Below are 26,947 nucleotides of genomic sequence, written 5' to 3'. Positions count from 1 at the left end.
ACCGCTGCCCGCGCCCCGGGGAAGAGTGGAACCGGTAGATCGTGTGCCAACCCCTCTGGAGTCGCGTTGTACACCGCACACCCCGACCGATACGCCGACATGCCCTACCGGCGCACCGGACGCAGCGGGCTGAAGCTCCCTGCCCTGTCCCTCGGCCTGTGGCACAACTTCGGCCCGGACCGGCCGGTCGAGACCCAGCGGGCCATCCTGCGCCGCGCCTTCGACCTGGGCGTCACCCACTTCGACCTCGCCAACAACTATGGCCCGCCGCCCGGCGCCGCCGAGTCCGCGCTCGGCGAGGCGCTGAAGGCCGACTTCGGGCCGTACCGCGACGAATTGATCATCTCCACCAAGGCCGGCTATCTGATGTGGCCCGGCCCGTACGGCGAATGGGGCTCGCGCAAGTACCTGCTGTCCTCGCTCGACCAGAGCCTGAAGCGCATGGGCCTGGACCACGTCGACATCTTCTACTCGCACCGCCCCGACCCGGACACTCCGCTGGAGGAGACGATGGGTGCCCTGCACTCGGCGGTGCAGCAGGGCAAGGCGCTGTACGTTGGCGTCTCCAACTACTCGCCGGAGCAGACCCGCGAGGCCGCCCGCATCCTCGCCGACCTCGGCACCCCCCTGCTCATCCACCAGCCGCGCTACTCGATGCTCGACCGCCGGCCCGAGCAGCAGGACCTCCTCACCACCCTGGACGAACTGCAGATCGGCTCCATCGCCTACTCCCCGCTGGAGCAGGGCCTGCTCACCGGCCGCTACCTCGACGGCATCCCCGAGGACTCGCGGGCCGCGAGCGACAGCCCCTTCCTGAACTCGGACGCGGTCACCGAGGACCTCGTGGCCCGCCTGCGCTCCCTCGACGAGGTCGCCAAGTCCCGCGGCCAGACCCTGGCCCAGCTGGCCCTGGCCTGGGTGCTGCGCGGCGGCCGGGTCACCTCCGCGCTGGTCGGCGCGAGCAGCCCGCAGCAGCTCGAGGACAGCGTCGGCACCATCCGCAACCTGGACTTCGACGCCGGGGAACTGGCGCGGATCGACGCGATCGTGCAGGGCTGAGCAGCCCCGGGCGGCGGCGTACGGCGGCAGGCCGGGGCAGCCCTGGCTGCGCCCTCCATCCGGCCTCGCTCTCCGGGGCCGCCAAGGGGCTGCTGTCGCAGTTCTCGCAGGAGACGCCGCCCAGCCCGCCGAGTTGCGGGCGGGTGGCGCACCAGACAGCCAACGCCCGGCCAGATCATCGGCACCGGCCTCGCCAAGGTCGTCGAAGACCACGGGGGAGAAGCGCAGGCCCCGCGACCACCTCGCCGGCTGCGGGCGCCGGCCGACGGGCGCCTGGCCCCGGCCCTGCGCCTGATGCATGCCGACCCGGCCCACCCGTGCCCTGAGGCAGCACTCCGTCCCGGTGGCGGAAGTGGTCCGCTCGGTCGGCCACGGCTCCGCGCCAGGTGCTGTCAGGCACCGGCCGGCACCCGGTCCAGGAAGCCCAGCACCTGCCGGATCCGGCCCTCGTCGTCCAGGGTGACGACGTCGAACCCGGCCACCGGCGCCGAGCTGTCGGCCTCGCTGACCAGCTCCCAGCCGAAGCGCGCGGTGTCGTGGTGTCCGTCCACCGCACCGACCCGGCGGAAGACGAACCCGGGGAACTGCTCGTGCACCGCCGCGATCACGGCCGCGATGCCCTCGTGGCCGCGGACGTCGGCGAGCGGGTCGGTGTAGCCGCCGTCGGCGGTCCACGCGGCGGCGACCGCCTTCTTCAGCGCCTCCGGCTCGGTGGCGTTCCAGGCCTCGAAGTAACGGGCCGCGGCGCTCTCGTAACGGTCGGTGTTCACGGACATGGTGAATCAGCCTCCATCGAGGTCTTAACTGCTGGTAAGGGCTGGTCGAATCCGGATCCGGGCTTCGCCGATCCGGTGTGACCACCATGCCGGAGCACCGAGGGGCGGGTCGATTACCTGCCTGGTAATGCGGGGGGTGCGCACGCGCCGATGCGTTCCGGCCAGAACCGGCGGTGAATATGCCAAGAGACTGGCCGGAAAGTCATGGTGACAGTGTTTCGGGAGTGGCGATACTCGAACATCAGGGGCACTTCACCGCACAGGAGCCGCACGGAGAGCGAGGCCGGACCGGGCGCAACCAGCGAGGCGACGGGGGAGTGAGACGTGCACGACGAATTCCTGTGCCATGTCACGGCGTACGGCATCTGCGACGGCCGGCGCATCGGGGTACCGCTCGGCACCTATCGCGCACCCACGCTGGCCCTGGCGCTGTGGTGGCTGCGCGACCGCGCCTCCTGGATCGCCGAGCGCCTGGACCCGAGCCCGGAGGACCCCGCCTTCCCGGTGGGCTCGCTGGTACCGGTCGCGGACACGGTGGCCGACGTGCCCGCCCTGCTGCGCGCCTGGTGCGCCGACGACGTCCGGCAGGAGCTGGTGGCCGACGAGCTGGCGGGCGGACGACTGGTGCGGATCGCGGCCAGCGACGACACCACCGAGTACGAACTGCTCGCCGAGTCCGTGGACGCACTGCGCATGCAGCGCACCCTGCCGGCGCTCGTCGTGCCCGTCGCCTGACACGTGTCCGTCGCCGGTGCCGCACCCCGACTCCAGGCGCATATGTGGACGAATCGGTAGAATTCTGGCCATGGCGGAGCGGCCGATCGCCCCGACGGCGCCTGAACTCGTCCTGGAGACCGACACGGGCTCCACGGTCATGAGCCCGGGCCACGACTACCACGTCGGACGCGACCCGTTGAGCGACATCGTCCTCGACGATGCCCGGGTCTCGTGGCACCACGCCGTGCTGCGCTGCGACCATGACCGCTGGACCCTGACGGACCGGCACAGCACCAACGGCACCTACGCCGACGGCCGCAGGATCAGCGAGTGGGGCGTACGCCCCGGCAGCGTGATCCGCTTCGGCAACCCCACCGACGGCCCCCGCGCGGTCCTCGCCGGCCCCCCGCGGCCCGCCCCCGACCGGCCCTCCGCGGTGTCGCTTCCCCAGCTGACCGGCACCTTCCGAAGCCCCAGCAGTGTCCGCCCGCTGCCCGTGCGCTCGGTCCGCATCGGCCGGGCCGCCGACAACGACCTCGTGGTGAACGACCTGGTCGTCTCCCGCCGCCACGCCGAACTGCGCGCCCACGCCGACGGCACGTACGAGATCGTCGACCTGAGCAGCCACAACGGCACCTACCTCAACGGCCGGCCCATCACCCGCGCACCCATGGGCCCCGGCGACATCGTCGGCATCGGCCACTCCGCGTTCTGCCTGGTCGGCGACGAACTCCAGGAGTACGTCGACACCGGCGAGATCTCCCTCGACGTCCTGGACCTCACCGTCGCCGTGGACGGCGGACGCAAGGTGCTCCTCGACCACGTGTCCTTCCCGGTGGGCGAGAAGTGCCTGCTCGCGGTGGTCGGACCGAGCGGCGCCGGCAAGTCCACGCTGCTGAACGCCCTGACCGGGCAGCGGCCCGCCGACCGTGGCACCGTCCTGTACGACGGCCGCGACCTCTACCGCGACTTCGCCGAACTGCGCCAGCGCATCGGCCTGGTCCCGCAGGACGACATCCTGCATCCCCAGCTCACCGTGCGCGCCGCCCTGACCTACGCCGCCGAACTGCGCTTCCCCGAGGACACCGCCGCGGCCGAGCGGCGGGCCCGGGTGGACGAGGTCATCCGGGAACTCGGCCTCGAAAAGCGCGCCGACCAGCCCGTGCACAGCCTCTCCGGCGGGCAGCGCAAGCGGGTCAGCGTGGCCCTGGAGCTGCTCACCAAACCCTCGCTGCTCTTCCTGGACGAGCCGACCTCCGGCCTCGATCCCGGCATGGACCGGTCGGTGATGAACATGCTGCGCGGCCTCGCCGACGACGGCCGCACCGTCATCGTGGTCACCCACAGCGTCCTCAGCCTCGCTGTCTGCGACCGGCTCCTGGTGCTCGCCCCCGGGGGCAAGGTGGCCTACTACGGACCGCCCGACGACGCCCTCGCCTTCTTCGGCTTCGAACAGTGGCCGGAGGCCTTCGAGGCCTTCGACCGCGACCCGGACCGCGACTGGGCCAGGGAGTACCGCGAGTCGCCGTTCCACCGGCACTACGTCGCCGAGGCCACCACCCAGCCCCACCACCCGGGCCCGGCCCCCGTCTCCCCGGCACCGCCGCCCCGCCCACGCGGCTGGGGCGCCCAACTCGGCACACTGGTCCGCCGTTACGCGGCCGTCCTCAGCTCCGACCGCACGTTCCTGCTCGTCATGATCGCCCTGCCGTTCGTCATGGGCGCCATGGCCCGCGCCCTGGCCGGCCCCCGGCTCGCCCGGGACACCGCGATGAACGCGCTGCTCATCCTGTGCGTCGGCGCCGTGCTGACCGGCGCCGCCAACGCGGTGCGCGAACTCGTCAAGGAACGCGTCGTCTACCAGCGCGAGCGCGCCGTCGGCCTGCCCCGTTCGGCCTATCTGATGTCCAAGATCGTGGTACTCGGCACGATCAGCGTCGTCCAGGCCGTCGTCCTCACCCTGGTCGCCCTGCTCGGCGTCGACCTGAACACCCCCGGCGGCCGGGGCGTCCTGCTGCCGCCGCTGGCCGAGATCACCCTGGCCGCCGCCCTGCTCGCGTTCACCGCGATGATGCTCGGCCTGCTGGTCTCCGCGCTGGTGCGCAAGGAGGAGGTGACGATGCCGCTGCTGGTGCTGCTCGCCATCGTCCAGGTCGTGTTCTGCGGAGCCCTGCTCAGACTGAGCGGTGTGCCCGGCCTGGAGCAGCTGTCCTGGCTCGTGCCGTCCCGCTGGGCGCTCGGCGCCATGGCCGGCACGGTCGGGCTGTCCCGGATCGTCCCCGGCAACCTGACCGCCGACCCCCTCTTCCGGCACTCGACGGGCGTCTGGCTGCTCGATCTGGCCATGCTGGTGGTGCTCTCCGTCCTCTACGGGCTCGTGGTCGCATGGCTGCTGCGCCGGCACGAACCCGCCGTGATGCGGAAGTAGGCGAACGCGATGGCACACACGCGGAAGCAGGCGCCCAGATGAGCAGAGCCGCCAGTCCCGGATTCCAGCCCACGCACGTCGTGCCGCGGCGCGGCATGCCCGCCTGGGAGGCCCCCGACCCGGCCCGGCCCACCGTGCCCCTCGACCCGCTGCTGCCGGTCGAGCTCGTGGAGCGGCGCGGCGACTGGGGGTACATCCGCTGTGCCAACGGCTGGGGCGCCTGGGTCGACGGCCGCCGGCTCGTCGCCGTACCCGAGGACCCGCCCGCCGCCGACGGCCCGGCCGGCGCCGCCGATCCGCGGCCCCTGCTGGCCCGCGCCGAACAGGCGCTGGCCGACTACCGGTCCGCGGTGGAGGAGCTGGCCGCCGGCACCCTGGACGGCGAGGACTTCGAGGACCGTACCCAGGGCCTCAGGATCGGGATCGTCGTCGACGGGGAGGCCATGTGGCTGTACGACCCCGAGGAGGGCCGCTGGGTGTACGGCGACGGACGGCGGCTGACCACCTACGCCACCGACCGGGAGGTCACCGGCGAGGACGCCGCCGGGCACGCCCCGACCCGGCTGGTCGCACCCGAAGGTGAGCGCTGATGGCCCGCGAGACCAGCCTGTTCTCCGGTCGGCCCTCGGAACTCATCGGCCGGCAGATCGCGAGCTATCTCATCGAGAGCGAGATCGGGCGTGGCGGCATGGCCGTCGTCTACCGCGCCCGCGACCTGCGCCTGGACCGCACGGTCGCCCTCAAGCTGCTCGCCCCCGAACTCGCCCGCAACGACACCTTCCGCAAGCGGTTCATCCATGAGTCCCAGGTGGCCGCGGCGATCGACCATCCGCACATCGTGCCGGTCTTCGAGGCCGGCGAGACCGACGGGGTGCTCTACATCGCCATGCGGCACGTCTCCGGCAGCGATCTGCGCCATGTCCTCGACCTGCACGGACCGCTGCCGTTGCCCGATGCCGTGCGGATCGCCGCGCAGGTGGCGTCCGCCCTCGACGCCGCCCACGAGCACGGCCTGGTGCACCGGGACGTCAAACCCGGCAACATCCTGGTCGCCGAGGGCATCGACACCGACCACCCCGAGCACGTCTACCTCACCGACTTCGGGCTCACCAAGAAGTCGCTGTCCCTGACCGGCTTCACCAGCGTCGGCCAGTTCGTCGGCACCCTCGACTACGTGGCCCCCGAGCAGATCTCCGGCCGCCCGGTCGACGGCCGCTGTGACGTCTACGGTCTGGCCTGCGTCGTCTACGAGAGCCTCGCCGGCCGGCCCCCGTTCCTGCGCGACGACGACATGGCGCTGCTCTGGGCGCACCAGTACGACGAGCCGCCCCCGCCGAGCGAGGCCCGCCCCGGCCTCGACCCCGCGGTGGACCCGGTCTTCGCCAAGGCCCTGGCCAAGAGCCCGGACGACCGCTTCGACACCTGCCTCGGCTTCGTCGCCGCCCTGCGCGCCACCATGGAGGCCCCGGCCGGCCCGGCCGACGTCCGTCCGGCGCAGGAGCCCGACACGGAGACGCACCACAGGGCGACCGACCCGCCGAGCCCCCCGCACTGGGCGGACCCGGTGTACCGGGCCGACGCAACCGCGCGAAAGCCCGCCTGACCACCCACCGGCCGCCGCCGGGATGTCCGGCGCCGACGGCCGGGGTGTCGGCCCTGGCCCTCGTAATGGCCTCAAGGCCCGCCCACCTCGCCCCGCCGGTGCACCCGGCGGGCGAGCAGGCCGCCCAGGAAGCCGGCGGCCAGTCCCCACAGCGCGCCCAGGCCCACCGCCTGCCACAGCCGGGGCCTGAGGAACAGTTCCCCGGACAGGCCGCCGCCCAGGTCGCCGATGCCCAGCAGGGAGAGTCCGTAGTGTGCGGAGATGCGGCCCGTCAGGCAGATCATCAGCACCGTCAGCGCCAGCGCCACGGCCAGGTGGACGGCGTGCTGCCACAGGCGGATCCGGGCCGGTGAGGTCGCTGCCATCCGGAAGGCCACGGCCAGCAGCAGCACCGCGTCCACGACCACCAGCCACCACCACCGGCCGTCGTAGTCGGTGAGCGAGCCGAGGTTCAGCGCGGAGACGTCCGGGGTGCGCAGGATCGCGTCCAGGACGTGCGGCATGGGCAGGCCGAACGGGCCGTGCACACGGCCGTTCCAGGTCGCTCCCAGGCCGATGGTGAGGGCCAGCCAGGCCAGATTGGGCAGGCCGAGCAGGATGACCGCGAAGGTCTCCGGGCCGTGCCCCCGGGTGGCCGCCGTGATCAGCGCGGTGACCAGGCCGACGACGACGTACGCGAGGAGCAGCACCACCATCGCCTGCGCCGCCGGGCGCACCGACTCCTGGAACCGCAGCAGCCGACCCGGCAACGGCGCCCCCCGCGCGACCAGCAGCGCCACCGCCAGTACCCCGGCCAGCCACAGCAGGCCGAACAGCACCGTCAGCGGCACGTCCGTGCTGAAGCCGACCCGGGGCGCGGCCTCGAACAGGCCGGTCAGGTCGCTGAGGGTGCCGCTGCCCACGTCCACGGCGAAGGTCTGCCGGGCGCCGAGAGCCAGGCCGATGAGCACGAGCAGCCATAGCACCGCGATCCGGGCGGCCCAGCCGGCCAGTTCGCCGGCCGAGGCGACCGCCCGGTGCCGCAGCGGGCGCAGAAAGCCCCCACCGATCACCAGCGCGCCGACGAGCGTCACCGACAGCGGGATCACGGTGACCCCGGCCCGGGTCTGCGCCAGCACGCCGGCGTTCCCGGAGAGTTCCACGCTGCCGCCGACCGCCGTGACCAGGGTCGCGGCCACCACCCGGGGGAACGCGCCGTCCGGCAGGCCACCCGCGCCGGCCGCCCACAGTCCCAGCGCCGCCACGAGCACCATGACGGCCAGCCCGGTCAGCACCGCGGCCACGGCCTGCGCCCAGCCATGACGGGCGGCGGGCCGCGGGGAAACGGTCGGAACGCTCACGGTTGACACGCTAGGCAGCAGCCGCGCACCCCGCCCGCCGGGTGGGCCGTTCGCGTCGGCTTGCGAGCCTCACCACCCTGCGACACACAATGGGATCAAAGTGCAGCCAAATGCACCAAAAGGGATTTGACTCAGAAAAGCCGCGTATCGCACCGCGTATCGCGACGATCGCGACGGGAAGAAGTGCTCGTGAGCGCCGAACCTCCGTCCTCCGGCCGCCCGACCGGGCCGCCCTCCGGCCCGCTGTCGGGCTCCTCCCGGCCCCCTTCCGGACCACCGCCCTCCCAACCCCCGGGCGGCGGTGGCGGAGCCCAGGGTCCCCACGGGCCGTGGTGGAAGTCCGTGCCGCGGGTGGCAGCCGTCAGCGCCGCTGTCGTCGCCGCCGTGGTCCTCGCGGTGGTCTTCACCCGCCCGGGTGGATCCGGCAAGGGCGGCGAGGTCTTCCTGCAGTCCGCGAACAGCACCGGCCAGGACCCGTTCACGGAGTCCACCGCGAGGCAGAGTTCCGCCCCGCCCCCGCCCTCCGCCTCCACCGCGCCCTCCGGCACGACCAACGCGGTCCAGGGAGTCGACGGCGGAGCGCCCGGGCTGTACGGCGGCACCAATCGCACTCCCGCCTGCGACGTCGAGAAGCAGATCAAGTTCTTCCGGGCCGACCAGGGCAAGGAGAAGGCCTTCGCCTCCGTGGTCGGCGTCCAGCCCTCCGGCGTGCCCGCCTTTCTGCGCTCGCTGACCCCGGTTCAGCTGCGGGTCGACACCCGGGTCACCAACCACGGCTACCGCAACGGGGCCGCCACCAGCTACCAGTCGGTCCTCCAGGCGGGCACCGCCGTGCTGGTGGACAGCCACGGTGTCCCGCGCGTGCGCTGCGCCTGCGGCAACCCGCTGAACGCGCCGGTCGCCCAGAAGAGCACGCCAAAGCTGGTGGGCCCCCGCTGGCCGTCGTACCGGCCCTCCAACGTGATCGTGGTGACGCCCGCGCCGAAGATCGTCAACGTCTTCGTGCTCTACGACAACCACCACAAGGAATGGATCCACCGTCAGCGCGGTGACCAGTACGGCCGGCACGACGAGCACGCCAGCCCGCCGAAGTTCCCGCACCCCTGGAACCCGCCCCGGCCCCCGTCCCCGTCGTGCCCGTCCGGCGCGAAGCACTGCCCGTCCACACCGGGCAAGCCGAGCCCGTCCACGTCGTCCTCGTCAAGCAGCTCGTCGCCGTCCCCGTCGAAGTCCTCCCCGTCCTCTTCGTCCTCGTCGTCTTCGCCGTCGTCCTCAAGTTCATCGCCGTCGTCCTCGTCCTCGTCCCCTTCGTCCTCCAAGTCCTCGTCTTCTTCGTCGTCGTCCTCACCGTCGGAGTCGAAGTCACCGTCGGAGTCGAAGTCGTCGGAGTCGAAGTCACCGTCGGAGTCGAAGTCGTCGGAGTCGAAGTCACCGTCGGAGTCGAAGTCGTCGGCATCGCAGTCGTCCGGGTCGAAGTCGTCCTCGACCGAGCCGTCCTCCGCCGGGCCGGCGTCACCGTCCGCGGGCTCTCCTTCGGCCCAGACCTCCAGCGAGAAGTCGTCGGAGCAGCAGACGACCGGCTCCGTTCAGCAGTCCTCGGAGAATTCCGTTCCGGCCCCGCCGACCCCGGGCACGCCCGGCGAGTCGGGCGCGATCACGCCCACGCAGCAGCAGCCGCAGGGCTCACCTTCGCAGTGAGCGTTCGCGGCTCCCCTGCGGCGTGACCATCGCCACTGTGCGCGGTGGGCGACCGCCCGGGGGACTGCCGAGCCCGGCACGGGGTACGAGGACAGGTGCAACAGGCGACCGGCCGGACCGGGCTTTCCGAGAGAGACAGCATGACCAAGCACCTGGGCGAGGCAGTGATACCGACTGGCCTCGACGTACCCGTGGAGCCGCTGTGGCGCGCGGCGCACTACACCGGCGAACCCGGTTGCATCGCCGCGGCGCGCGCCTTCGCCTCCCGGTTCCTGGAGCAGCTGCGCACCGAGTGGTGCGCCGTCGCCGACCGTCGCGCCTGCGGTGAGCTGCTCCTGGTCGTGAGCGAACTCGTCACCAACGCCGAGCGGCACAGCAACGGCCCGTACATCCTGGAGCTGGAAGGCACGGACAGTGCCGTCACGGTGTGCGTCTACGACAGCAGCTCCGCCCTGCCCCGCCGGTTCCCCAGGAATCCCGAACGCGTCGGACGCCACGGTATGGAGATCGTGTACGCCCTGGCCTCGGAGGTCTCCGCGGAGCGCGTGCCCGTGGGCAAGCGGGTTCGCGTCCGCTTCGAACTGAACCGCTGAACCGAACCAGGGCGCGTCTCAGACGAGGTCGAGTTCGCCGAGCATCCCCTCGCGCAGCCGGGTGATGATCCGCTTGATCAGCCGGGACACATGCATCTGGGAGCAGCCGAGCCGTTCCCCGATCTCCGCCTGGGTGGCCTCCTCGACGAACCGCAGATGGATGATCCGCCGGTCCCGCTCGCTCAGTTCCGCCATCAGCGGGGCGAGCGCCTGGAAGTCCTCGACGAGCTGCAGCCCCTCCTCCTCCACGCCGATGAAGTCGGCGAGCACCGCCTCGCCGTCCTCCGACCCGTCGCCGGTGAGTGCGGCGTCCAGGGAGGCGGAGTTGTACCCGTTGGAGGCGAGCTGGGCCTCGACCACCTCGTGCTCGGATATGTTCATCAGGGTCGCCAGCTCGGCCACCGTCGGGTCCCGGTCCAGCCGACTGGACAGCTCCTCGCGCGCCTTGGCCAGTTCCACCCGCAGCTCCTGGAGCCGGCGCGGCACGTGCACCGCCCAGGTGGTGTCCCGGAAGAACCGCTTGATCTCGCCGACGATGTACGGCAGCGCGAAGGAGGTGAACTCCACCTCGCGGGCCAGCTCGAACCGGTCGATGGCCTTGATCAGGCCGATCATGCCGGTCTGGACGATGTCCTCCATGTCGTCGCCGCGGTTCCGGAACCGTCCGGCCGCGAACCGCACCAGCGACATGTTCATCTCGATGAGGGTGTTGCGCGCGTACTGGTACTCGTGCGTGCCCTCCTCCAGTTCGGTCAGCCGGCGGAAGAACTGACGGGACAGCTCACGTGCGTCACGTGGTGCGACGGACGCCGGGTCCGCGATGCCGGGCAGTGCTGCCGATACCTCGCCCGTCCCGTCCTGCGCGGTCCTCTTGGCGACCTCTGCTTCCGGCCGGATCCCGACGGTGTCCATTGCCTCTCCCACGAAAGTCATGGTCCTGTGTCTGCCTCGGCGGCGTGTCCGTTGCTTGCCGGTTGTCCGCTTTACCCATAACTCGGTGTTCCATGCGCAACGCGGATGCCGCTGACCGGGCGAGTACCCCCGGTCACGCCGCGCATGCACGCGCGGACGACCGCCGTGCCGTACCGTGTCCCGGCCGGGTATCTGCGGGAGCCGGTCCGGTACTGCCACCATCGCCGATGAGTTTCGCCGCGAGGATCGGTCCACACTCACGACCGTGTTCCCCGCCCAGGAGGTGCTCATGACCACCGACGGATTCGTCACCTGTCTCTGGTTCGACGGCCAGGCCGAGGAGGCCGCGCAGTACTACGTGTCGATCTTCAAGAACTCCAGCATCGGCCGCGTCGGCCGCCACACCGAGGCCGGTCCCGGCCCGGCCGGCTCCGTGCTGGCCGTCGAGTTCACGGCCAACGGCCAGAAGTTCGTCGCGCTCAACGGCGGCCCGCAGTTCACGTTCAACGAGGCCATCTCCTTCCAGATCATGTGTGCCGACCAGGAGGAGATCGACTACTACTGGACCAGGCTCACCGAGGACGGCGGTGAGGGCGGCCCCTGCGGCTGGCTCAAGGACCGGTACGGCGTCTCCTGGCAGGTTGTCTACGACCGGCTGATCGACCTGATCGGCGACCCGGACCAGGAGAAGGCCGCCCGCACCATGAAGGCCATGATGGGCATGGGCAAGCTGGACGTCGCCGCGCTGGAGAAGGCGTACGCGGGGGAGTAGCGGACCCCGGGAGTCCGCGAGCGTCACCCGGCCTCGGTGAGGATCTCGGTGATCACATGCCGGGAGTTCTCCGCCAGGGCCGGGTTGGAGTCCCAGTAGTACGGCAACTGGATCAGCGAGATCGACAGGGCCCAGCCCCGGCCCCGGGCCCACTCCGCGTCGTCGGCGCCGACGGCCTTGCGGAAGGTGTCCCGGACGGAGGCGGGCAGCAGGTTCCAGGCCACGATCAGATCCACGGCCGGGTCACCCGCTCCCGCGCAGCCGAAGTCGAGTACCGCGCTCAGTCGGCCTTCGTCGACCAGCACGTTCCCGGGGGAGAGGTCCCCGTGGGCCCACACCGGCGGCCCCGTGTGCTCCGGGGCCCGCAGGGACTCCTCCCACAGCGCCGTGACCGCGCCGGCGTCGACCCTCGGGCCCAGTTCGGCGACGGCCGCCCGGGTGGGCTCGTCCCGGTCCCGCAGCGGGCCGCCCCGGTAGCCGGACGGTGCGTCCTGCGGGGCGATCCGGCGCAGCGCGCGCACGAACGCCGCGAGATCCTCGGCGAGCCGTTCCGGCTCCCGCACGGCGCCGGCCACCGGATTGCGCCCCTCAAGCCAGCGGTAGACGGACCAGGGCCACGGATAACCCTCGTCCGGCTCGCCGATGCTCACCGGTTCGGGCACGGCGACCGGCAGCAGCGGCCCGAGCCGGGGCAGCCAGCGCTGCTCCAGCTTCACGTCCCCTACGGCGCCGGGCCGCCGGGGCAGCCGTACCAGCAGGTCGGTGCCCAGCCGGAACATGGCGTTCTCGGTCCCGGAGGACGGCAGCCGGCGTACCGTCAGCGCCGCCCACTGCGGGAACCGGCGGGCGATCAGGCGCTGGACCAGCGGGGCGTCGAGGTCGATCTCGTCCGCGTGCATCTTCGGCGGACTCTGGCTGTCGTGGGCACTCATCGGGGCCCATCCCAGCGCTTCGGCGCCCTCGCCGTCCAACGGTTTTCCCTTGTCCTCGGACCCGGTGGTGCCCTCAGACCCGGTCTGCCGCGATCAGCAGGTACTGGAAGCTGCCGTTGCCGTAGGCGTCGAGGAACGTGTCCTCGATGCCCGTGACCAGATGGTCGGCCTCCCTGCGCAGGTCCCAGTAGGGGATCGTCGCCCCGGTCAGGTCCTCGACGTGCACCGGCACCAGGCGGTTGCGGGCCATCGCCCTGAAGTACTCCGAGCGCGGGTGGATGTGACAGATGTAGTGGGCGTTGATCAGTGACACCTCGCGCGAGGCCTGCCCGTAGGTGTCGTTGTAGCAGCCGGTGATCACCACATAGCGTCCGCCGCGGCGCAGCAGCCGGGCGTGCTCGGCGAACAGCAGGTCCAGCTCGACGTACATGGTGGACTCGTTGTTCCACGAGGCCGCGTACCCGCCGGTCTCGAAGCCGGTGTCGAGCATGTTGCGGTGGTGGTAGCGCACCTTGTCGTCGATGCCCCGGGCGCGTGCCTGCTCGTTCGCGAACTCGGCCTGTTTGGCGGAGATGGTGACGCCGTCGGCGTGGCAGCCGTACCGCAGATGCGCCACGACACTGCCGCCGCCCCGGCCGCAGCCGGCGTCGAAGACCCGGTCGGCTGGGGTCAGCGGGCCGAGATACGAGGCGAGCAGCTCGGCCTGGGCGTGTTCCAGGCGGTGCAGTTCGGCGGTGACACGGGCCCGGCGCCGCTCCGGATCGGGCTCGTCGAGCACCGACCGGTCGGCCTCTCCGATGCCGTAGTGATGGTGGTACAGGTCGTCGATCTTGCCGAGTTCGAGGTTGACCGGGTTCTCCTCGGCGTTCCAGTAGTCCGCGACCCGGTTCTGGTAGACGGACTGGGTCGGGACCGCAGCGGGCGTGGTCCGGGCGACGGGGGCGGTGGTCAAAGGTGGCTCCTCGCGCATGTGACGGTGTTCGTCGTGCATGTGACGGTGTTTCGGGAAAGGGCGGTCACCAGTAGTCGGGCAGGTGGTAGCGGTGGGTGTTGGTGGCGTGCCACTCGTGGTTGCCGGCCACCCAGGCGGCGAGCCCCCGGGCGTAGCGCTCCACCAGCGGCGAGGTGGCCGACAGCAGGGCCGACTCCTCCTCGAAGGCCGCCATGATCCGGTTGTGGATCTCGACGGACTTCAGATAGGCGGCCTTCAGCCCGCGCCGCTCGTTGGCGGCGACGACCTGCGGCAGGTTCAGATGCTCGGGGTCGCCGGCCAGTTCCTTGGTGAAGGAGTACAGGTCGTTGACGATCGTGGTGGCGTTGCAGGCGAGGGCCGTGAGCCGCTGGATCTCGGGGCGGGCGTAGACCTGCTCGGGCAGCTCGTAGCCGTCCACGGCGTCGACGATCGACAGACAGGGGCGGAAGTTGTTGAACTGCCGCATCACCAGGTACTCCCAGATCCGCGGCTGGTACCGCGTCTCCGCCCAGGCGGCCTCCGCGAGGTAGCCCAGGTGCAGCCGGGCGATGTCCTGCACGAACCGGTCGGTCTGGCTGGGCGTGGCGAACCCGGCGAAGTCCTCCAGGGCGAAGTGGTACGAGCGCAGCGGACCGTCGGCCCGTACGCCCTGGCGCCACTCCTCCTCCAGCTCCGGGACGCCGTGGTAGGGATCGAGCGCCGACTGGGCCAGGATCAGCCGGCCCCCGAGGCCGCGGCGCGCCCCGCCCCGGCCCTCGTCCTCCTCGCAGTAGCAGGAGTCGACGATGTTCTCGGCGAGGAGCAGCTTCCCGGCCGCCGTCAGCCGGTCCAGGTCCAGCGCGCCCGGATGCTGCAGGACGACGGCCCGGCCGAACTGGAAGCCGGAGAAGTCCCCCTTCCAGGCCTCCGGGAACAGATCCAGGCCACGGGCCCAGGTCTCCAGCCGGCGGTCCACCTCGACGGCCTTCACCGGGTCGGCGGGCACGGCCGGCTGGTGGTGCAGTCCCGGGACGGCTCCGGTGCGGCGGGGTCTGCGCAGGCTCGCGGCGACGTCCGGCGGCCCCGGCAGCGGGTAGGAGGGAGCGGTGGCGCTCACCGTGTGCTCGGACGTCATTCGGGGAACCGGCCGATCTGGACGTTCTCCAGGATCCCCGCCGCGTCGGGCACCAGGATGGCCATCGAGTAGTAGGCGGTCACGAGGTAGCTGATGATCGCGGCCGAGTCGATGCCCATGAACCGGACGTTCAGCCCCGGCTGGAACTCCTCCGGGATGCCGGTCTGGTGGAGGCCGACCACGCCCTGGTCGGCCTCGCCGGTGCGCAGCGCGATGATGCTGGTGGTGTGGTCGTCGCTGATCGGGATCTTGCTGCACGGGAAGATCGGCACCCCGCGCCACGCCGGCACCTCGTGTCCGTCGACGCTCGCGGTGCCGGGCACCAGACCGCGCCGGTTGCACTGCCGGAAGAACGCCGCGATCGCCTTGGGATGGGCGAGGAACACCTTGGTCTTGCGCCGCATCGACAGCAGCTCGTCCATGTCGTCCGGCACCGGTGGGCCGGTGAAGGTGCTGATCCGCTGACCGTAGTCGACGTTGTGGAGCAGCCCGAACTCCCGGTTGTTGACCAGCTCCCACTCCTGGCGCTCGCGGATCTCCTCGACCGTGAGCCTCAGCTGCTGCTGGGTCTGGTCCATCGGGTGGTTGTAGAGGTCGGCGACCCGGGTGTGCACCCGCAGCACGGTCTGGGTGAGGGACAACTCGTATTCGCGCGGGGCGAGTTCGTAGTCCACGAAGCCGCCGGGCAGCGTGGGCTCGCCGACATGGCCGGCCTGCACCGGCACCTCGGCCTCGCCCTTGCGGTTCATCGGCCGCTGCTGCCGCTCCACATAGGCCTGGAGATGCGCGGCCAGGGACGGGACGCGCGCGGTGAACTCCTGCACGACGGCCCAGGGCAGCGCGAGCACCACCCCCGCCGTCTCGGCCCGCACCGAGGTCAGCCACAGCGGATCGGACTGCCCGACCGCCTCGTCGCCCATCTGGTCGCCGTCGGTGACGACCCCGGTGATCTCCTCGTCGCCGTGATTTCCGGCGGTGTAGCGGGTGAACCGGCCGTGGACGACCAGATAGGCCTCGGTCACCGGCTGACCGGCCTCGAACAGCACCTGCCCGGCGCGCACCTCCCGGGACTGGAAGCGGCCGGCGATCTCCCGCAGCACCTCGCCGTCGGGGTAGCCGCGCAGGATCGGCAGCTCGGTCAGCGTCTCCGGAATGACCCGGATGTCGTCGGCGCCGTTCTGCTCGAAGTGCACCCGGCCGCGGCCCGTGCGCAGGGTCAGGCGGCGGTTGACCCGGTAGGTGCCGCCCCTGGCGTCCACCCACGGCAGGGTCTTCAGCAGCCATCGCGAGGTGATGGCCTGCATCTGCGGTTCGGACTTGGTGGTCGTGGTGAGCTGGCGTGCCGCTCGGGTGCTCAGGCTGGTGAGCTGCCCGTCGGCCGCGGGGTCGGGGGCGGGTTCGTCGACGGCGGAACCGGTGGCGCTGTCCGGTGTGGTCACATTCCCTCCAGCGGAGCTGCGTGCGAACAGGGGTGGCCGGATCGCTGGGTGGTGAGCGTGGTGATCCAGCACCCGGGCCCAGCCAAACAGTCCTTGTGAGGCGCCCGATACAGCGCGAAGGGGGCTGATCATGATGCCCAGGGGTGTAAACCTGCCTATCGGGGCACATCCGGCAAACCGTGTGATCGGGCGCCGGTGCACTGCGCCCCCGGCCGGCGTCTGCGCGCGCCGGTGTGGTGCGCCCCGGGCGCTCGGGAGAGGCCGTCGACCAGCGCTCGGGAGAGGCCCTCGACCAGGGCTCAGGACAGGTCGTCGACCAGGACGGCCGCCCCGTCGAACCGGCCGGCCTTGAGGTCGGCGAGCGCCTGTGGGGCGCGGGACAGCGGATAGGGGTGCGTGGTCGCGCGGACGCCGTGCCGGGCGGCCAGGGCCAGGAACTCCCGGCCGTCCGCACGGGTGTTGGCGGTGACGCTGCGCAGCTCCTTCTCGTAGAAGAGCTCGGTCGCGTAGTGCAGCGGAGGTACGTCGGTCAGGTGGATGCCGGCGAGGGCCAGCACGCCGCCCCGGTCGAGGGCGCGCAGCGCCACCGGGACCAGGTCGCCGACCGGGGCGAACAGGATCGCCGCGTCCAGCGGCTCCGGCGGTGCCTCGTGCAGGTCCCGCGCGGAGGCCGCGCCCAGCTCCAGGGCCAGCCTGCGGGCGGCGGGCTCCCGGGTGATCACATGCACGGTGGCACCCTCGGCGAGCGCCACCTGCGCGCACAGATGCGCGCTGCCCCCGAACCCGTACAGGCCGAGCCGCCCGCCCTTGGGCAGTCCGGTCCGCCGCAGCGCACGGAACCCGATGATCCCCGCGCACAGCAGCGGCGCCGCCGCCACATCGGCCAGGGCGCCGGGCAGCCGGTAGGCGAACGCGGCCGGCACGGTCGTGTACTCGGCGTATCCGCCGTCGGCGTCCCAGCCGGTGTACTCCGAGTACGGGCACAGGTTCTCGGCGCCCCGCGCGCAGTACGCGCACACCCCGTCGGTACGCCGCAGCCAGGCCACGCCGACCCGGTCGCCCGCCGCGAAGTCCCGCACCGCGGCCCCGGCCCCCACGACCTCGCCGACCACCTCGTGGCCGGGGGTCACCCCGGCCCGGTGCACCGGCAGATCGCCCTCGGTGACGTGCAGATCGGTCCGGCACACCCCGCAGGCACGCACCCGCACCAGCAGCTCGTCACCCCCCGGCACCGGCACGGGCCGCTCCACCAGCTGCAGCGGATGCCCCTCGACCGGCCCCGGCCGTACCACCGACCACGCCCGCATCGTGCTCGTCGTCATCGCACCGTCGCCTCCACTCCCATTGTCCGGACGGCTCCCCGGTTCGGCGCGCGGGCCGACGGCGGGATGGCTAGCGTGAGCTTCGGGACGTAAGCCTCACAGGCGGGGGACCAATCCGTACGGGACCGAAGACCAGGAGGGCCGCCAGCATGGCCGTGCAACCCGAGGGAACGCCCTGTTGGGCCGATGCGATGTTCAGCGACGTCGAGGGAGCCAAACGGTTCTACGGCGACGTCCTCGGCTGGACCTTCGGCGAGTCGTCGTCGGAGTACGGCAACTACACGCAGGCCTACGCGGAGGGCAAGGCGGTGGCGGCCGTGGTCCCGCCCATGCCGGGCCAGGAGGGCCAGTCGCAGTGGTGCCTGTACTTCGCCTCGCCGGACGCCGCCGCCACCGCGGAGAAGATCCGGGACAACGGCGGCGAGGTGCTGATGGAGCCGATGCAGGTCGGAGACTTCGGCACGATGTGCCTGGCCCGCGAGCCCAGCGGGGCGGTCTTCGGCGTCTGGCAGGCCGGCACCCACGAGGGTTTCGAGGCGACCGCCACCCCGGGTGCCTACTGCTGGGCCGAGGTCTTCACCCGTGAGCCCGAGAAGGCCGACGCCTTCCTCTCCGCCGTCTTCCCGTACCGGATGAAGGACATCGTGGACGACGCGGTGGACTTCCGGATGTTCGACGTCGGCGAGGAGACCGTCCTCGGCCGGATGCGGATGACCGACGACTTCCCGCCCGAGGTGCCCTCGTACATCAACGTCTACTTCACCGTCGACGACTGCGACGAGGCGGTGTCCCGTGCCACCAAGCTCGGCGGTGTGCTCCGCTTCGGGCCGATGAGCAGCCCCTTCGGCAGGTTCGCGGCGCTCAGCGACCCGCAGGGCGCGAACTTCTCCGTGATCGACATCACGACCACGGAGGGTGAGATGCCCAAGGTCAAGGAGGTCTGACCGGCACGTGACGGCGTCCGGCGCGGCCGTGGCATGATCGTGCGTATGCATGAACGTGTGGTGGCCGCGTGCGACGGGGCTTCGAAGGGAAACCCCGGACCGGCCGGATGGGCGTGGGTGGTCTCGGACGGCGACGAGCGGACCCCCGCCCGCTGGGAGGCCGGCCCGCTCGGCCGGGCCACGAACAACGTCGCGGAACTCACCGCCCTGGAGCGGCTGCTTGCGGCCGTCGAGCCGGATGTGCCGCTGGAGATCCGCATGGACTCCCAGTACGCGATGAAGGCCGTCACCACCTGGCTGCCCGGCTGGAAGCGCAACGGCTGGAAGACCGCAGCGGGCAAGCCCGTCGCCAACCAGGAGCTGGTCGTCCGCATCGACGCGCTGCTCGACGGCCGCACGGTCGAGTTCCGCTATGTCCCGGCCCACCAGGTCGACGGCGACCCGCTGAACGACTTCGCCGACCGCGCCGCCAGCCAGGCCGCCTCCATGCAGGAGGCGGCCGGCAGCGCGCTCGGCTCCCCGGAGCCGCCGCCCTCGCCCGACACCCCGAAGGCGGCCGCCCCGCGCAGGAAGGCGCCCCGCCGCACCGGCGGGGCAGCCTCCTCCCGCACCATCAAGGCGAAGTTCCCCGGCCGCTGCCTGTGCGGCCGCTCCTACGCGGCCGGCGAGTCCATCGCGAAGAACGCGCAGGGCTGGGGCCACCCGGAGTGCCGTACCGCCGAGGCCTGAGGACCGGATCCGGTCAGTTGTCGAAGGTGTAGTACCGCGTGTGGTCCAGCAGGTCCGCCGGACGCACGTCGTTCCACGGCTTCATCGTCTCGTTCAGATCGACGACGTCGGGCGTGCCGTCCGTGGGCAGGTAGCCCGCGTCCGGATGCCGCCGCTGCCACTCCGCCCACAGCTTGTCGACGTAGGCGTGGTGCAGCCAGAACACCGGGTCGTTGGGGGAGACCCCGGTGCCCATCTGCCCGCCGACCCAGACGTGGACCCGGTTGTGCAGGTTGACCCCGCGCCATCCCTCCAGGTTGTTGCGGAAGCCGTCCGAGGCGCTGTTGTACGGAGCCATGTCGTACGTCGATATCGACAGCACCGACTCCACCTCCGCGCGCGTCGGCAGCTCGCGCACGGCCGTGCCGAGCGAGCGGCGCAGGAACGTACGGCCGTCCACCCGTATGTTCATCGGCCAGTTGCCGGCCGAGGCGGCGAACGGCCCGTCCATCACCCGGCCGTCCGTGCTGCGCCCGGTGCCGCCGAGGAAGTCCGGCGCCCACAGTGAGGCACGCACCGTGCGGTCGGTGCTCCAGTCCCAGTACGGCAGCGCGACCGAGGAGTCCACCGACTGCAGCGCCTGCTCGAAGTCGAGCAGGAATCTGCGGTGCCAGGGCAGGAACGACGGTGAGCGGTGGCCGGTCCGCTCACCGGTGTCGGTGTCCGACATGATGAACCCGTTGTGCGTGCGGACGAACTCGTCGTAGCGCCCGGTGCGCTTGAGTTCGAGGACGGCGGACACGAACCGCTTCTTCTCGTCGGCGGTCAAGGTGGCCTGGTTCTTGCGTACGGTCATGGTGCGCGATGCTCCGGTAAGTCCTTGCGGGGGCGGTCAGTTGGCGGGGAAGGGCAGCAGCGGGGCGCCCTGCAGCTCGTCCACCGCGGCCCGGGCGGCGGCGCGCGGGGTGGACACCGGGTCGTAATGGCTGACGACGCTGATCCAGCTGCCGTCGGCGTTGCGCATCACATGCAGCTGTACGCCGTCGATCAACACCTCGTAGCCACCGCCGTGTTCGTGGTGGTGACCGCCGGAGCCCGGGGTCATCGGCCGGCCCTGTATCCGACGGCCCTTGTAGACCTCGTCGAAGGTCTGCGGCATCGGCATGGGGTGGTCGTGGCCGGCGGCCGAGGCGGTGGGTGCCGCGAGGGTGGTGACGGTGGCCGTCGCGGCGAGGGCCGCGGTCGCGGTGAGCGCGCGGCGCCGGGTGATGTCGGGCATACGGGTCCTCCTGGAGGCAGTTCCGGTGGTGACGACGTATGCCTATCGGGGGCTCCGGGGCGGGTGGAAATCGCCCGGAACCGGTTGGCTGCGATCAGGACAATTGGCCACATGTCGTACAGCGTTGAACCAAGATGATCTTGCTGTGCGGAGTGGGTGACGCACCCCGGAACGGGGAATTCCTTGCCCCGTGCGCCCCGTTTCCGGTGATCCTTCTCGGTCGCCGACCGTCCGAGTGGCCCGGCTCACCACGGCAGACTGACGCGATCGGGTGGACCGACCGCTCTGCTACCCTGCGAATCCGGCCGACCGCACAGGGTGACTGTCAGGCTCGACCCCAGGCGGCGCGCGCCTGCACGCCCGGTCCTCGGTCGACCGCGGCCAGGTTCCCGCCGCTACCGGCGCCCCCGGTTTTCCCCCACTCCGGTTTCCCCCACACCCGAGGAGTCCCGTCCATGGCCGTACCCGTCTCGTTCGACCAGACCTCGACCGGCTACAGCCTGCAACGCGCCTACTGGCTGGCCCGCGCCGCCGACCTGGCCTACAAGGACCGCACCGTCATCGAGGACCAGGCCGCCCAGTGGGGCTTCGACCACGTGCGCCACCACGAGACTCGCTTCACCCCGCCGTTCCCGCTGCAGGACACCCAGGCGTACACCGTGGCCAGCGACCGGATGATCGTCACCGCGTTCCGAGGCACCGAACCCACCCGGATCAAGGACTGGCTGACCGACGCCACGACCCCGCCGAGGCCCGGGCCCGGCGGCAACGGATACGTCCACCACGGATTCGCCGAGGCCCTGGAATCGGTCTATCCGGCCGTCCACCGCACCCTCGCCGAACTGCGCACCGACGGCCAGAGCGTGTACTTCACCGGGCACAGCCTGGGCGGCGCCCTGGCGATGCTGGCCGGCGCCCGGATGTATCTGGAGGACCCGCACCTGGCCGCGGACGGCGTATACACCTACGGCCAGCCGCGCACCTGCGACCGGCTGCTCGCCGAGGCGTTCCACAGGGGGTTCGGCGGCCGTATGTACCGCTTCGTCAACAACAACGACATCGTTCCCCAGCTGCCGCCCGAGCCCGCCTTCACCCATGTCCGCGCCCTGCGCTACATCGACTCCCGCGGCCGGCTGCACGAGAGCATGCCCATGCTGTCGGCGCTCACCGACCGCGCGGCCGGACTGACCGCCGATGCCTTCGCGCCCGCCTCCGACGGTATCCGCGACCACTTCATGCACAACTATCTGACGGCCCTCGAAAAGAACCTCGACTGAGCGCCCCCGTGGTGCCGCGGGGTTGGTGAATGGCAATTCACCAGATAGGGTGAATGACCATTCACCGAGCAGTCGTGCCGTCCGTAGGAGCGCCGCATGGACCAGCCCGCATCGATACCCCAGCCGCCCGGCCCGGCCGTGCCGCTCCCGCTGAGGGACCGGCTCACCATCCCGGTGCTGGCGTCGGGCGGCATCCTCATGGCGGTCATGCAGACCGTCGTCGTCCCCCTGCTGCCGGACCTGCCCCGGCTCACCCGAGCGTCCGCCGCGACCGTCTCCTGGACGGTCACCGCGACGCTGCTCTCCGGCGCCGTCCTCACCCCGGTGCTCGGCCGGGCCGGCGACATGTACGGCAAGCGCCGGGTGCTCACCTGTGCGCTCGCCCTGATGACCCTCGGCTCGGTGCTGTGCGCGCTGTCCTCCGACATCGGCGTGCTCATCGCCGCCCGCGCCCTCCAGGGCGCCGCCGCCTCCGTCGTACCGCTGTCGATCAGCATCCTGCGCGACGAACTCCCGCCGGAGCGGCGGGGCTCGGCTGTGGCGCTGATGAGTTCCACCGTCGGCATCGGCGCCGCCCTCGGCCTGCCGCTCGCCGCGCTGGTCGTCCAGTACGCCGACTGGCACACCATGTTCTGGCTGACCAGTGCCCTGGGCGCGCTGGGCGTCGCGGCGACCTGGTGGGCGGTCAAGGAGTCGCCCGTGCGCGAGCCCGGCCGGTTCGACGTGCTCGGCGCGCTGGGCCTCGCCGCCGGGCTGGTGTGCCTGCTGATCGGCGTCTCGCAGGGCGGCACCTGGGGCTGGGGGAGCGCCCGGGTCCTCGGGCTGTTCCTCGGTGCCGCCGCCGTCCTCGCCCTGTGGTGGTGGCAGCAACTGCGCGCCGAACGGCCGCTGGTCGACCTGCGGTTGGTCAGCCGGCCGCGGGTGGGCCTGTCCCATGTGGCCGCCCTGCTGACCGGCTTCGCCTTCTACGCCAACTCGCTGGTCACCGCCCAGCTGGTACAGGCGCCCAAGGCCACCGGCTACGGCCTCGGCCTGTCGATCGTCGCCACCGGTCTGTGCCTGCTGCCCGGCGGCGTGACCATGCTGCTGCTTTCGCCGCTGTCGGCCCGTATCTCGGCCGCCCGCGGCCCGCGGATCACCCTCGCGCTGGGCGCCGCCGTCATCGCCTGCGGCTACGCGGTCCGCATCGCCGACAGCCGCGACCTGTGGATGATCATCCTGGGGGCCACGGTCGTGGCGACCGGGACCACGCTGGCCTACTCGGCGCTGCCGACCCTCATCCTGCGGGCCGTTCCCGCCGGGCAGACCGCCTCCTCCAACGGCGTCAACGTCCTCATGCGCACCATCGGCCAGGCCACCTCCAGCGCCGCCGTCGCCGCCGTCCTCGTGCACCACAGCAGCCCGGTGGGCGGTGTCCCGGTCCCCACCCTGCACGGCTATCTGCTCGCGTTCGCGATGGCGGGCGCCGTCGCCCTCGCCGCCTGCGCCGCCGCCCTGTCCATCCCCGGCGACGGCACCCCGGACGGCCCCCGGCGTGCCGCGGGCGCCACCCGAGGCGCCCGCGACCAGGCCATGGAGGGAGCATGAGAGGTGTGAGTACCCGATCCGCACCGAGCCTGTCCGCCCGCCGCGACGCCGAGGCCACCAAGGCGGCCATCCTCCAAGCGGCCCGCCACCTCCTCGCCCGGCACGCGCACGCCGACATCACGCTCAAGGCGGTCGCCGAACGCGCCGGGGTGAGCCCGCCGTTGATCGTGAAGTACTTCGGCAACAAGGACGCCCTGTTCGCCCGCGTGATGTCCTTCGACACCGATGCGGACGCCCTGCTGGACGCACCGCTGCCCGAGCTCGGCCGGCACATGGCCCGGCATGTCCTCGCGAGCCAGCGCGAGCGCGGCGCCGACCCGCTGCTGCGCATCGCCTTCGCGCCGCTGCACGGCGACCACGGCGACATCCTGCGCGCCAACTTCCGCACCCAGGTGACCGAACGCCTCGCCACCCGGCTCACCGGCCCCGACCCGGGCCTGCGCGCCGAGCTCGCCGTCGCCGCGCTCGTCGGCCTCGGCGTGATGTACGGCATCGCACGCGGCCCGCACCTGCGCGAGAGCGACGTCGACTCCATCGCCGACCGCTACGGGCCGCTCGTCCAGGCCCAGTTGACCCCCGGGCGGCTGATGTCAGCGAGCCTCGTCCGGCCCGGTGAGCAGGGCCTGCGCCGACTTGCGGAAGGCCGCGAGCAGCCGGCCGCTGTCACCGAGGCGACGAGTTCGAACTCGTCCTCGAAGTCGTGACGTACGGGCCGTCGGGAGCCGGGCACCCGTCGGGGCGCCGCACCTCGCCCGTCGGAGCGGCTCGCTCCGCGCGCCCCGGTGCCGGATGACACACTGGCGCCATGGACGAACGTGTAATCGGCAGGTCGGGTCAGTGGGCATCGGTGATCGGTCTCGGCACGTGGCAGCTGGGTGCCGACTGGGGCGATGTGGACGACAAGGAGGCGCTGTCCGTCCTCGAGGCCGCGGCCGAGGCGGGCGTCACCTTCTTCGACACGGCCGACGTGTACGGCGACGGACGCAGCGAGGAGACCATCTCCTCCTTCCTGCGCGGCCGGCCCGATCTGCATGTCCTGGTGGCGACCAAGATGGGCCGCCGGGTCGAGCAGATCCCCGAGAACTACGTCCTGGACAACTTCCGTGCCTGGAACGACCGCTCCCGCCGCAACCTCGGCGTCGACCGCATCGACCTGGTTCAGCTGCACTGCCCGCCGACGCCCGTCTGCTCCTCCGACGCGGTGTTCGACGCCCTGGACACCCTGGTCGAGGAGGAGCGCGTGGCGGCGTACGGGGTGAGCGTGGAGACCTGCGCCGAGGCGCTGACCGCGATCGCCCGGCCGAACGTGGCGAGCGTGCAGATCATCCTCAACCCGTTCCGTATGAAGCCCCTGTACGAGGTGCTCCCCGCCGCCCGGGAGGCCGGCGTCGGCATCATCGCGCGGGTGCCCCTCGCCTCCGGCCTGCTGTCCGGCAAGTACACCAAGGACACGGTGTTCGCCGCCAACGACCACCGCACCTTCAACCGGCACGGCGAGGCCTTCGACCAGGGCGAGACCTTCTCCGGCGTCGACTACGAGAGCGGTGTCGAGGCCGCCGCCGAGTTCGCCGCGCTCGCCCCCGAGGGGTACACCCCGGCCCAGCTGGCGCTGCGCTGGATCACCGAGCAGGACGGCGTGACCACGGTCATCCCGGGCGCCCGTAACCCGGAGCAGGCCCGGGCGAACGCGGCCGCCGCCAAGCTGCCACCGCTGCCCGAGGAGACGTTCACCGCGATCCGGGAGCTGTACGATCGGCGGATCAAGGACCAGGTCGAGCACCGCTGGTAGTGGCCGTGTCACCCGTCGTTTGAACGGACGGCCGGGCGGTTACACGCAAGCCCATGAAGGAGGAAGGGCCGCGCAGGGGGCGGCACGAGACCGAGGAGGAGCGGGCCGACCGGATGTGGGTCGAGCTCATCCAGGAGGTCCGCGTCGCCCAGACCGGCGTGCAGATCCTGTTCGGCTTCCTGCTGACCGTCGTCTTCCAGCCGAAGTACGCGACGCTGTCCCCCGCCGACCAGGTCATCTACATCGTGACCGTCGTCCTGGGCGCCTGCGCGACCGGCGCCCTGATCGGCCCGGTGTCGCTGCACCGGCTGGTGTCCGGCCGCCGGATCAAGCCGCAGACCGTGCGGCTGGCGGCCCGGATGACCTTCGTGGGCCTGCTCCTGCTCCTCGCGACGATGGCGTCCGCCCTGCTGCTGATCCTCCGGGTGGCCACGCAGGGCGGCTATGTGCCGTATCTGCTGGCGGCCGTCGTCCTGTGGTACCTGATCTGCTGGTACGGCCTGCCGCTGTGGGCCCGGCACCGGCACACGACCGGGTCGGCCACCGACCACCCCGGGCCGGGGCAGTCCCCTCCAGCACCTGGAGCCGACGCTCGTGGACGCGGCTGAGCGGCGAGGTACGGCTGAGCACCTCGCGCTCACTCGTAACGGCGCCGTCTCCGTGCGTCAGCCGAAGGCCTCCCGCAGCGCGGGCAGCAGTGTCTTCGCCGACCAGTCCAGATACTCCACTTGCGCGTCGCCGCCGATCTGCACGAGGGCGATCTCGCCGAACCCGGCCTCGGCGTACGGCCGTACGGCCGCCACGAAGGCGTCCGGGTCGTCGCCGCACGGGATGGCGGCGGCGACGTCGTCCTCGTCCACGAACCGGGTCGCGGACTCGAAGGAGTCCGGGTGCGGCAGTTCGGCGTTCACCTTCCAGCCCAGCCCGAACCAGCGGAACTGGGAGTGGGCTCGCTTGACCGCCGTGTCCCGGTCGGGGCCGTAGCACACCGGCAGCTGGCCGACCCGGGGTTTGCCGCTGCCGCCGTGCCGGTCGAAGGCCTCCAGCAGTCCCGGCTTCGGTTCGGTCGCGATGACCAGGTCGGCGAGGTGTCCGGCGAGTGTGCAGGACTGGTCGCCGGAGACGGCGATGCCGATCGGCGGGGGCTCGTCCGGCAGATCCCACAGCCGGGCCGACTCCACGTCGTAGTGCGGCCCGTGGTGGGTGACATGGCCGCCCTCGAACAGCGCGCGGATGATCCCCACGGCCTCCTCCAGCATCTCGTGGCGCACGTCCACCGGAGGCCAGCCGCCGCCCACCACATGCTCGTTCAGGTTCTCGCCGGCGCCCAGCCCGAGCCGGAACCTGCCCTCGGACAGCAACTGCACGGTGGCCGCCTGCTGCGCCACGATCGCCGGGTGGTAGCGGAGGATGGGACAGGTCACATAGGTCATCAGCGGAATCCGCGAGGTGGCCTGGGCGGCGGCCCCGAGCACGCTCCACGCGTACGGGGAGTGGCCCTGCGAGGGCAGCCAGGGAAAGTAGTGGTCGGAGATCACCGAGAAGTCGAACCCGGTCTCCTCGGCCCGGACGACGTGGTCCACAAGGTCCCTGGGCCCTGCCTGCTCGGTCATCATCGTGTATCCGATTTGCACCATACGTGGCGAGTCCCCGAGGTGGCCGCTCGAAAACGAGGCACGGGCACC

The 26,947-nt window shown here is 71.7% G+C and carries 24 protein-coding genes and 2 pseudogenes; 15 read left to right on the top strand and 11 right to left on the bottom strand.

Annotated elements, in window-relative coordinates; translation table 11 throughout:
* Positions 1–66: 66 nt before the first annotated feature.
* A complete protein-coding gene (gene mgrA, locus ACZ418_RS30115; RefSeq protein ID WP_468369127.1) occupies positions 67–1,059 on the top strand; it encodes an L-glyceraldehyde 3-phosphate reductase in 993 nt (330 codons plus the stop codon).
* 392 nt (positions 1,060–1,451) lie between these two features.
* Here the strand turns inward: mgrA and ACZ418_RS30110 are convergent, their stop codons facing one another.
* A complete protein-coding gene (locus tag ACZ418_RS30110; protein WP_468369125.1) occupies positions 1,452–1,835 on the bottom strand; it encodes a nuclear transport factor 2 family protein in 384 nt (127 codons plus the stop codon).
* A gap of 324 nt (positions 1,836–2,159) precedes the next feature.
* Here ACZ418_RS30110 and ACZ418_RS30105 point away from each other — a divergent pair, with 324 nt between their 5' ends.
* The 4 genes from ACZ418_RS30105 (at position 2,160) to ACZ418_RS30090 (ending at position 6,583) form a co-directional block, all read left to right on the top strand.
* Positions 2,160–2,570, top strand: coding sequence for a hypothetical protein (locus tag ACZ418_RS30105; protein WP_468369122.1), 411 nt, complete (start codon positions 2,160–2,162; stop codon positions 2,568–2,570).
* Between the two features lie 70 nt (positions 2,571–2,640).
* Complete coding sequence (locus ACZ418_RS30100) at positions 2,641–4,980, top strand: FHA domain-containing protein (RefSeq protein ID WP_468369119.1); 2,340 nt, start codon at positions 2,641–2,643, stop codon at positions 4,978–4,980.
* Between the two features lie 38 nt (positions 4,981–5,018).
* Entirely contained in the window at positions 5,019–5,570 is a 552-nt protein-coding gene (locus ACZ418_RS30095; RefSeq protein WP_468369117.1) for a hypothetical protein, read from the top strand.
* Positions 5,570–6,583: a serine/threonine-protein kinase gene (locus ACZ418_RS30090; protein ID WP_468369114.1), complete on the top strand. Its 1,014-nt coding sequence runs from the start codon at positions 5,570–5,572 to the stop codon at positions 6,581–6,583. The genes ACZ418_RS30095 and ACZ418_RS30090 overlap by 1 nt, the downstream gene beginning before the upstream one ends.
* A gap of 71 nt (positions 6,584–6,654) precedes the next feature.
* Here the strand turns inward: ACZ418_RS30090 and ACZ418_RS30085 are convergent, their stop codons facing one another.
* On the bottom strand, positions 6,655–7,923 hold the full coding sequence (locus ACZ418_RS30085) for a streptophobe family protein (protein WP_468369111.1): 1,269 nt from the start codon (positions 7,921–7,923) through the stop codon (positions 6,655–6,657).
* A 189-nt stretch (positions 7,924–8,112) separates the two neighbouring features.
* Here ACZ418_RS30085 and ACZ418_RS30080 point away from each other — a divergent pair.
* A pseudogene (locus tag ACZ418_RS30080) lies at positions 8,113–9,324 on the top strand (DUF6777 domain-containing protein); the annotation flags it as partial.
* A gap of 437 nt (positions 9,325–9,761) precedes the next feature.
* Complete coding sequence (locus ACZ418_RS30075) at positions 9,762–10,214, top strand: ATP-binding protein (protein ID WP_468369108.1); 453 nt, start codon at positions 9,762–9,764, stop codon at positions 10,212–10,214.
* Positions 10,215–10,232: 18 nt separating this feature from the next.
* On the opposite strand, the gene ACZ418_RS30070 is transcribed toward ACZ418_RS30075, so the two are convergent.
* Entirely contained in the window at positions 10,233–11,126 is an 894-nt protein-coding gene (locus tag ACZ418_RS30070; RefSeq protein ID WP_468369615.1) for an RNA polymerase sigma factor SigF, read from the bottom strand.
* Positions 11,127–11,415: 289 nt separating this feature from the next.
* On the opposite strand from ACZ418_RS30070, the gene ACZ418_RS30065 reads away from it, so the two are divergent.
* On the top strand, positions 11,416–11,898 hold the full coding sequence (locus ACZ418_RS30065) for a VOC family protein (protein ID WP_468369105.1): 483 nt from the start codon (positions 11,416–11,418) through the stop codon (positions 11,896–11,898).
* Positions 11,899–11,921: 23 nt separating this feature from the next.
* Here ACZ418_RS30065 and ACZ418_RS30060 read toward each other — a convergent pair whose 3' ends face one another.
* The 5 genes from ACZ418_RS30060 to ACZ418_RS30040 all read right to left on the bottom strand — a co-directional run bounded on the left by ACZ418_RS30060 (position 11,922) and on the right by ACZ418_RS30040 (position 17,663).
* Positions 11,922–12,830 (bottom strand): aminoglycoside phosphotransferase family protein, encoded by a 909-nt coding sequence (locus tag ACZ418_RS30060; RefSeq protein ID WP_468369103.1) that lies wholly within the window; start codon positions 12,828–12,830, stop codon positions 11,922–11,924.
* Between the two features lie 73 nt (positions 12,831–12,903).
* Entirely contained in the window at positions 12,904–13,782 is an 879-nt protein-coding gene (locus tag ACZ418_RS30055; RefSeq protein ID WP_468369100.1) for a geranyl diphosphate 2-C-methyltransferase, read from the bottom strand.
* Between the two features lie 64 nt (positions 13,783–13,846).
* Complete coding sequence (locus ACZ418_RS30050) at positions 13,847–14,917, bottom strand: family 2 encapsulin nanocompartment cargo protein terpene cyclase (RefSeq protein ID WP_468369098.1); 1,071 nt, start codon at positions 14,915–14,917, stop codon at positions 13,847–13,849.
* Positions 14,914–16,356 carry a family 2B encapsulin nanocompartment shell protein gene (locus tag ACZ418_RS30045; protein WP_468369096.1) on the bottom strand — a complete coding sequence of 481 codons (1,443 nt, stop codon included), beginning with the start codon at positions 16,354–16,356 and terminating at the stop codon, positions 14,914–14,916. The genes ACZ418_RS30050 and ACZ418_RS30045 overlap by 4 nt, the downstream gene beginning before the upstream one ends.
* A 299-nt stretch (positions 16,357–16,655) precedes the next feature.
* Positions 16,656–17,663 carry a zinc-binding alcohol dehydrogenase family protein gene (locus tag ACZ418_RS30040; RefSeq protein WP_468369612.1) on the bottom strand — a complete coding sequence of 336 codons (1,008 nt, stop codon included), beginning with the start codon at positions 17,661–17,663 and terminating at the stop codon, positions 16,656–16,658.
* Between the two features lie 164 nt (positions 17,664–17,827).
* Here ACZ418_RS30040 and ACZ418_RS30035 point away from each other — a divergent pair, with 164 nt between their 5' ends.
* Both ACZ418_RS30035 and ACZ418_RS30030 read left to right on the top strand, forming a co-directional pair.
* Entirely contained in the window at positions 17,828–18,622 is a 795-nt protein-coding gene (locus ACZ418_RS30035; protein WP_468369093.1) for a VOC family protein, read from the top strand.
* 33 nt (positions 18,623–18,655) lie between these two features.
* Positions 18,656–19,351: a ribonuclease H family protein gene (locus ACZ418_RS30030; RefSeq protein ID WP_468369090.1), complete on the top strand. Its 696-nt coding sequence runs from the start codon at positions 18,656–18,658 to the stop codon at positions 19,349–19,351.
* A 13-nt stretch (positions 19,352–19,364) separates the two neighbouring features.
* On the opposite strand, the gene melC2 is transcribed toward ACZ418_RS30030, so the two are convergent.
* Entirely contained in the window at positions 19,365–20,186 is an 822-nt protein-coding gene (melC2, locus tag ACZ418_RS30025; RefSeq protein WP_468369087.1) for a tyrosinase MelC2, read from the bottom strand.
* Positions 20,187–20,222: 36 nt separating this feature from the next.
* On the bottom strand, positions 20,223–20,609 hold the full coding sequence (gene melC1, locus ACZ418_RS30020; RefSeq protein ID WP_468369084.1) for an apotyrosinase chaperone MelC1: 387 nt from the start codon (positions 20,607–20,609) through the stop codon (positions 20,223–20,225).
* A gap of 455 nt (positions 20,610–21,064) precedes the next feature.
* On the opposite strand from melC1, the gene ACZ418_RS30015 reads away from it, so the two are divergent.
* The 5 genes and pseudogenes from ACZ418_RS30015 to ACZ418_RS29995 all read left to right on the top strand — a co-directional run bounded on the left by ACZ418_RS30015 (position 21,065) and on the right by ACZ418_RS29995 (position 25,870).
* A complete protein-coding gene (locus tag ACZ418_RS30015; protein ID WP_468369081.1) occupies positions 21,065–21,886 on the top strand; it encodes a lipase family protein in 822 nt (273 codons plus the stop codon).
* A gap of 96 nt (positions 21,887–21,982) precedes the next feature.
* On the top strand, positions 21,983–23,473 hold the full coding sequence (locus ACZ418_RS30010) for an MFS transporter (protein WP_468369078.1): 1,491 nt from the start codon (positions 21,983–21,985) through the stop codon (positions 23,471–23,473).
* Positions 23,470–24,051 (top strand): annotated as a pseudogene (locus ACZ418_RS30005) (TetR/AcrR family transcriptional regulator); the annotation flags it as partial. The gene ACZ418_RS30010 and the pseudogene ACZ418_RS30005, both read left to right, overlap by 4 nt.
* A 227-nt stretch (positions 24,052–24,278) precedes the next feature.
* Positions 24,279–25,262: an aldo/keto reductase gene (locus tag ACZ418_RS30000; protein WP_468369075.1), complete on the top strand. Its 984-nt coding sequence runs from the start codon at positions 24,279–24,281 to the stop codon at positions 25,260–25,262.
* 53 nt (positions 25,263–25,315) lie between these two features.
* Entirely contained in the window at positions 25,316–25,870 is a 555-nt protein-coding gene (locus ACZ418_RS29995) for a DUF6328 family protein (protein WP_468369072.1), read from the top strand.
* Between the two features lie 57 nt (positions 25,871–25,927).
* Here the strand turns inward: ACZ418_RS29995 and ACZ418_RS29990 are convergent, their stop codons facing one another.
* Entirely contained in the window at positions 25,928–26,899 is a 972-nt protein-coding gene (locus tag ACZ418_RS29990; protein ID WP_468369069.1) for an LLM class F420-dependent oxidoreductase, read from the bottom strand.
* Positions 26,900–26,947 lie beyond the last annotated feature (48 nt).

It is taken from the genome of Streptomyces sp. NPDC030820 (assembly GCF_055572075.1).
The sequence above is the reverse complement of the archived record's forward strand: the minus strand, read 5'-3'. Positions and strand labels throughout refer to the sequence as shown.

Excerpts from the sequence above, each read along its gene's own strand:
- ACZ418_RS30110 (WP_468369125.1), bottom strand. The coding sequence starts at position 1,835 with ATGTCCGTGAACACCGACCGTTACGAGAGCGCCGCGGCCCGTTACTTC.
- ACZ418_RS30100 (WP_468369119.1), top strand. The coding sequence starts at position 2,641 with ATGGCGGAGCGGCCGATCGCCCCGACGGCGCCTGAACTCGTCCTGGAG.
- ACZ418_RS30095 (WP_468369117.1), top strand. The coding sequence starts at position 5,019 with ATGAGCAGAGCCGCCAGTCCCGGATTCCAGCCCACGCACGTCGTGCCG.
- ACZ418_RS30090 (WP_468369114.1), top strand. The coding sequence starts at position 5,570 with ATGGCCCGCGAGACCAGCCTGTTCTCCGGTCGGCCCTCGGAACTCATC.
- ACZ418_RS30075 (WP_468369108.1), top strand. The coding sequence starts at position 9,762 with ATGACCAAGCACCTGGGCGAGGCAGTGATACCGACTGGCCTCGACGTA.
- ACZ418_RS30070 (WP_468369615.1), bottom strand. The coding sequence starts at position 11,126 with ATGGACACCGTCGGGATCCGGCCGGAAGCAGAGGTCGCCAAGAGGACC.
- ACZ418_RS30065 (WP_468369105.1), top strand. The coding sequence starts at position 11,416 with ATGACCACCGACGGATTCGTCACCTGTCTCTGGTTCGACGGCCAGGCC.
- ACZ418_RS30060 (WP_468369103.1), bottom strand. The coding sequence starts at position 12,830 with ATGAGTGCCCACGACAGCCAGAGTCCGCCGAAGATGCACGCGGACGAG.
- ACZ418_RS30050 (WP_468369098.1), bottom strand. The coding sequence starts at position 14,917 with ATGACGTCCGAGCACACGGTGAGCGCCACCGCTCCCTCCTACCCGCTG.
- ACZ418_RS30040 (WP_468369612.1), bottom strand. The coding sequence starts at position 17,663 with ATGCGGGCGTGGTCGGTGGTACGGCCGGGGCCGGTCGAGGGGCATCCG.
- ACZ418_RS30035 (WP_468369093.1), top strand. The coding sequence starts at position 17,828 with ATGGCCGTGCAACCCGAGGGAACGCCCTGTTGGGCCGATGCGATGTTC.
- ACZ418_RS30030 (WP_468369090.1), top strand. The coding sequence starts at position 18,656 with ATGATCGTGCGTATGCATGAACGTGTGGTGGCCGCGTGCGACGGGGCT.
- melC2 (WP_468369087.1), bottom strand. The coding sequence starts at position 20,186 with ATGACCGTACGCAAGAACCAGGCCACCTTGACCGCCGACGAGAAGAAG.
- melC1 (WP_468369084.1), bottom strand. The coding sequence starts at position 20,609 with ATGCCCGACATCACCCGGCGCCGCGCGCTCACCGCGACCGCGGCCCTC.
- ACZ418_RS30015 (WP_468369081.1), top strand. The coding sequence starts at position 21,065 with ATGGCCGTACCCGTCTCGTTCGACCAGACCTCGACCGGCTACAGCCTG.
- ACZ418_RS30010 (WP_468369078.1), top strand. The coding sequence starts at position 21,983 with ATGGACCAGCCCGCATCGATACCCCAGCCGCCCGGCCCGGCCGTGCCG.
- ACZ418_RS30000 (WP_468369075.1), top strand. The coding sequence starts at position 24,279 with ATGGACGAACGTGTAATCGGCAGGTCGGGTCAGTGGGCATCGGTGATC.
- ACZ418_RS29995 (WP_468369072.1), top strand. The coding sequence starts at position 25,316 with ATGAAGGAGGAAGGGCCGCGCAGGGGGCGGCACGAGACCGAGGAGGAG.
- ACZ418_RS29990 (WP_468369069.1), bottom strand. The coding sequence starts at position 26,899 with ATGGTGCAAATCGGATACACGATGATGACCGAGCAGGCAGGGCCCAGG.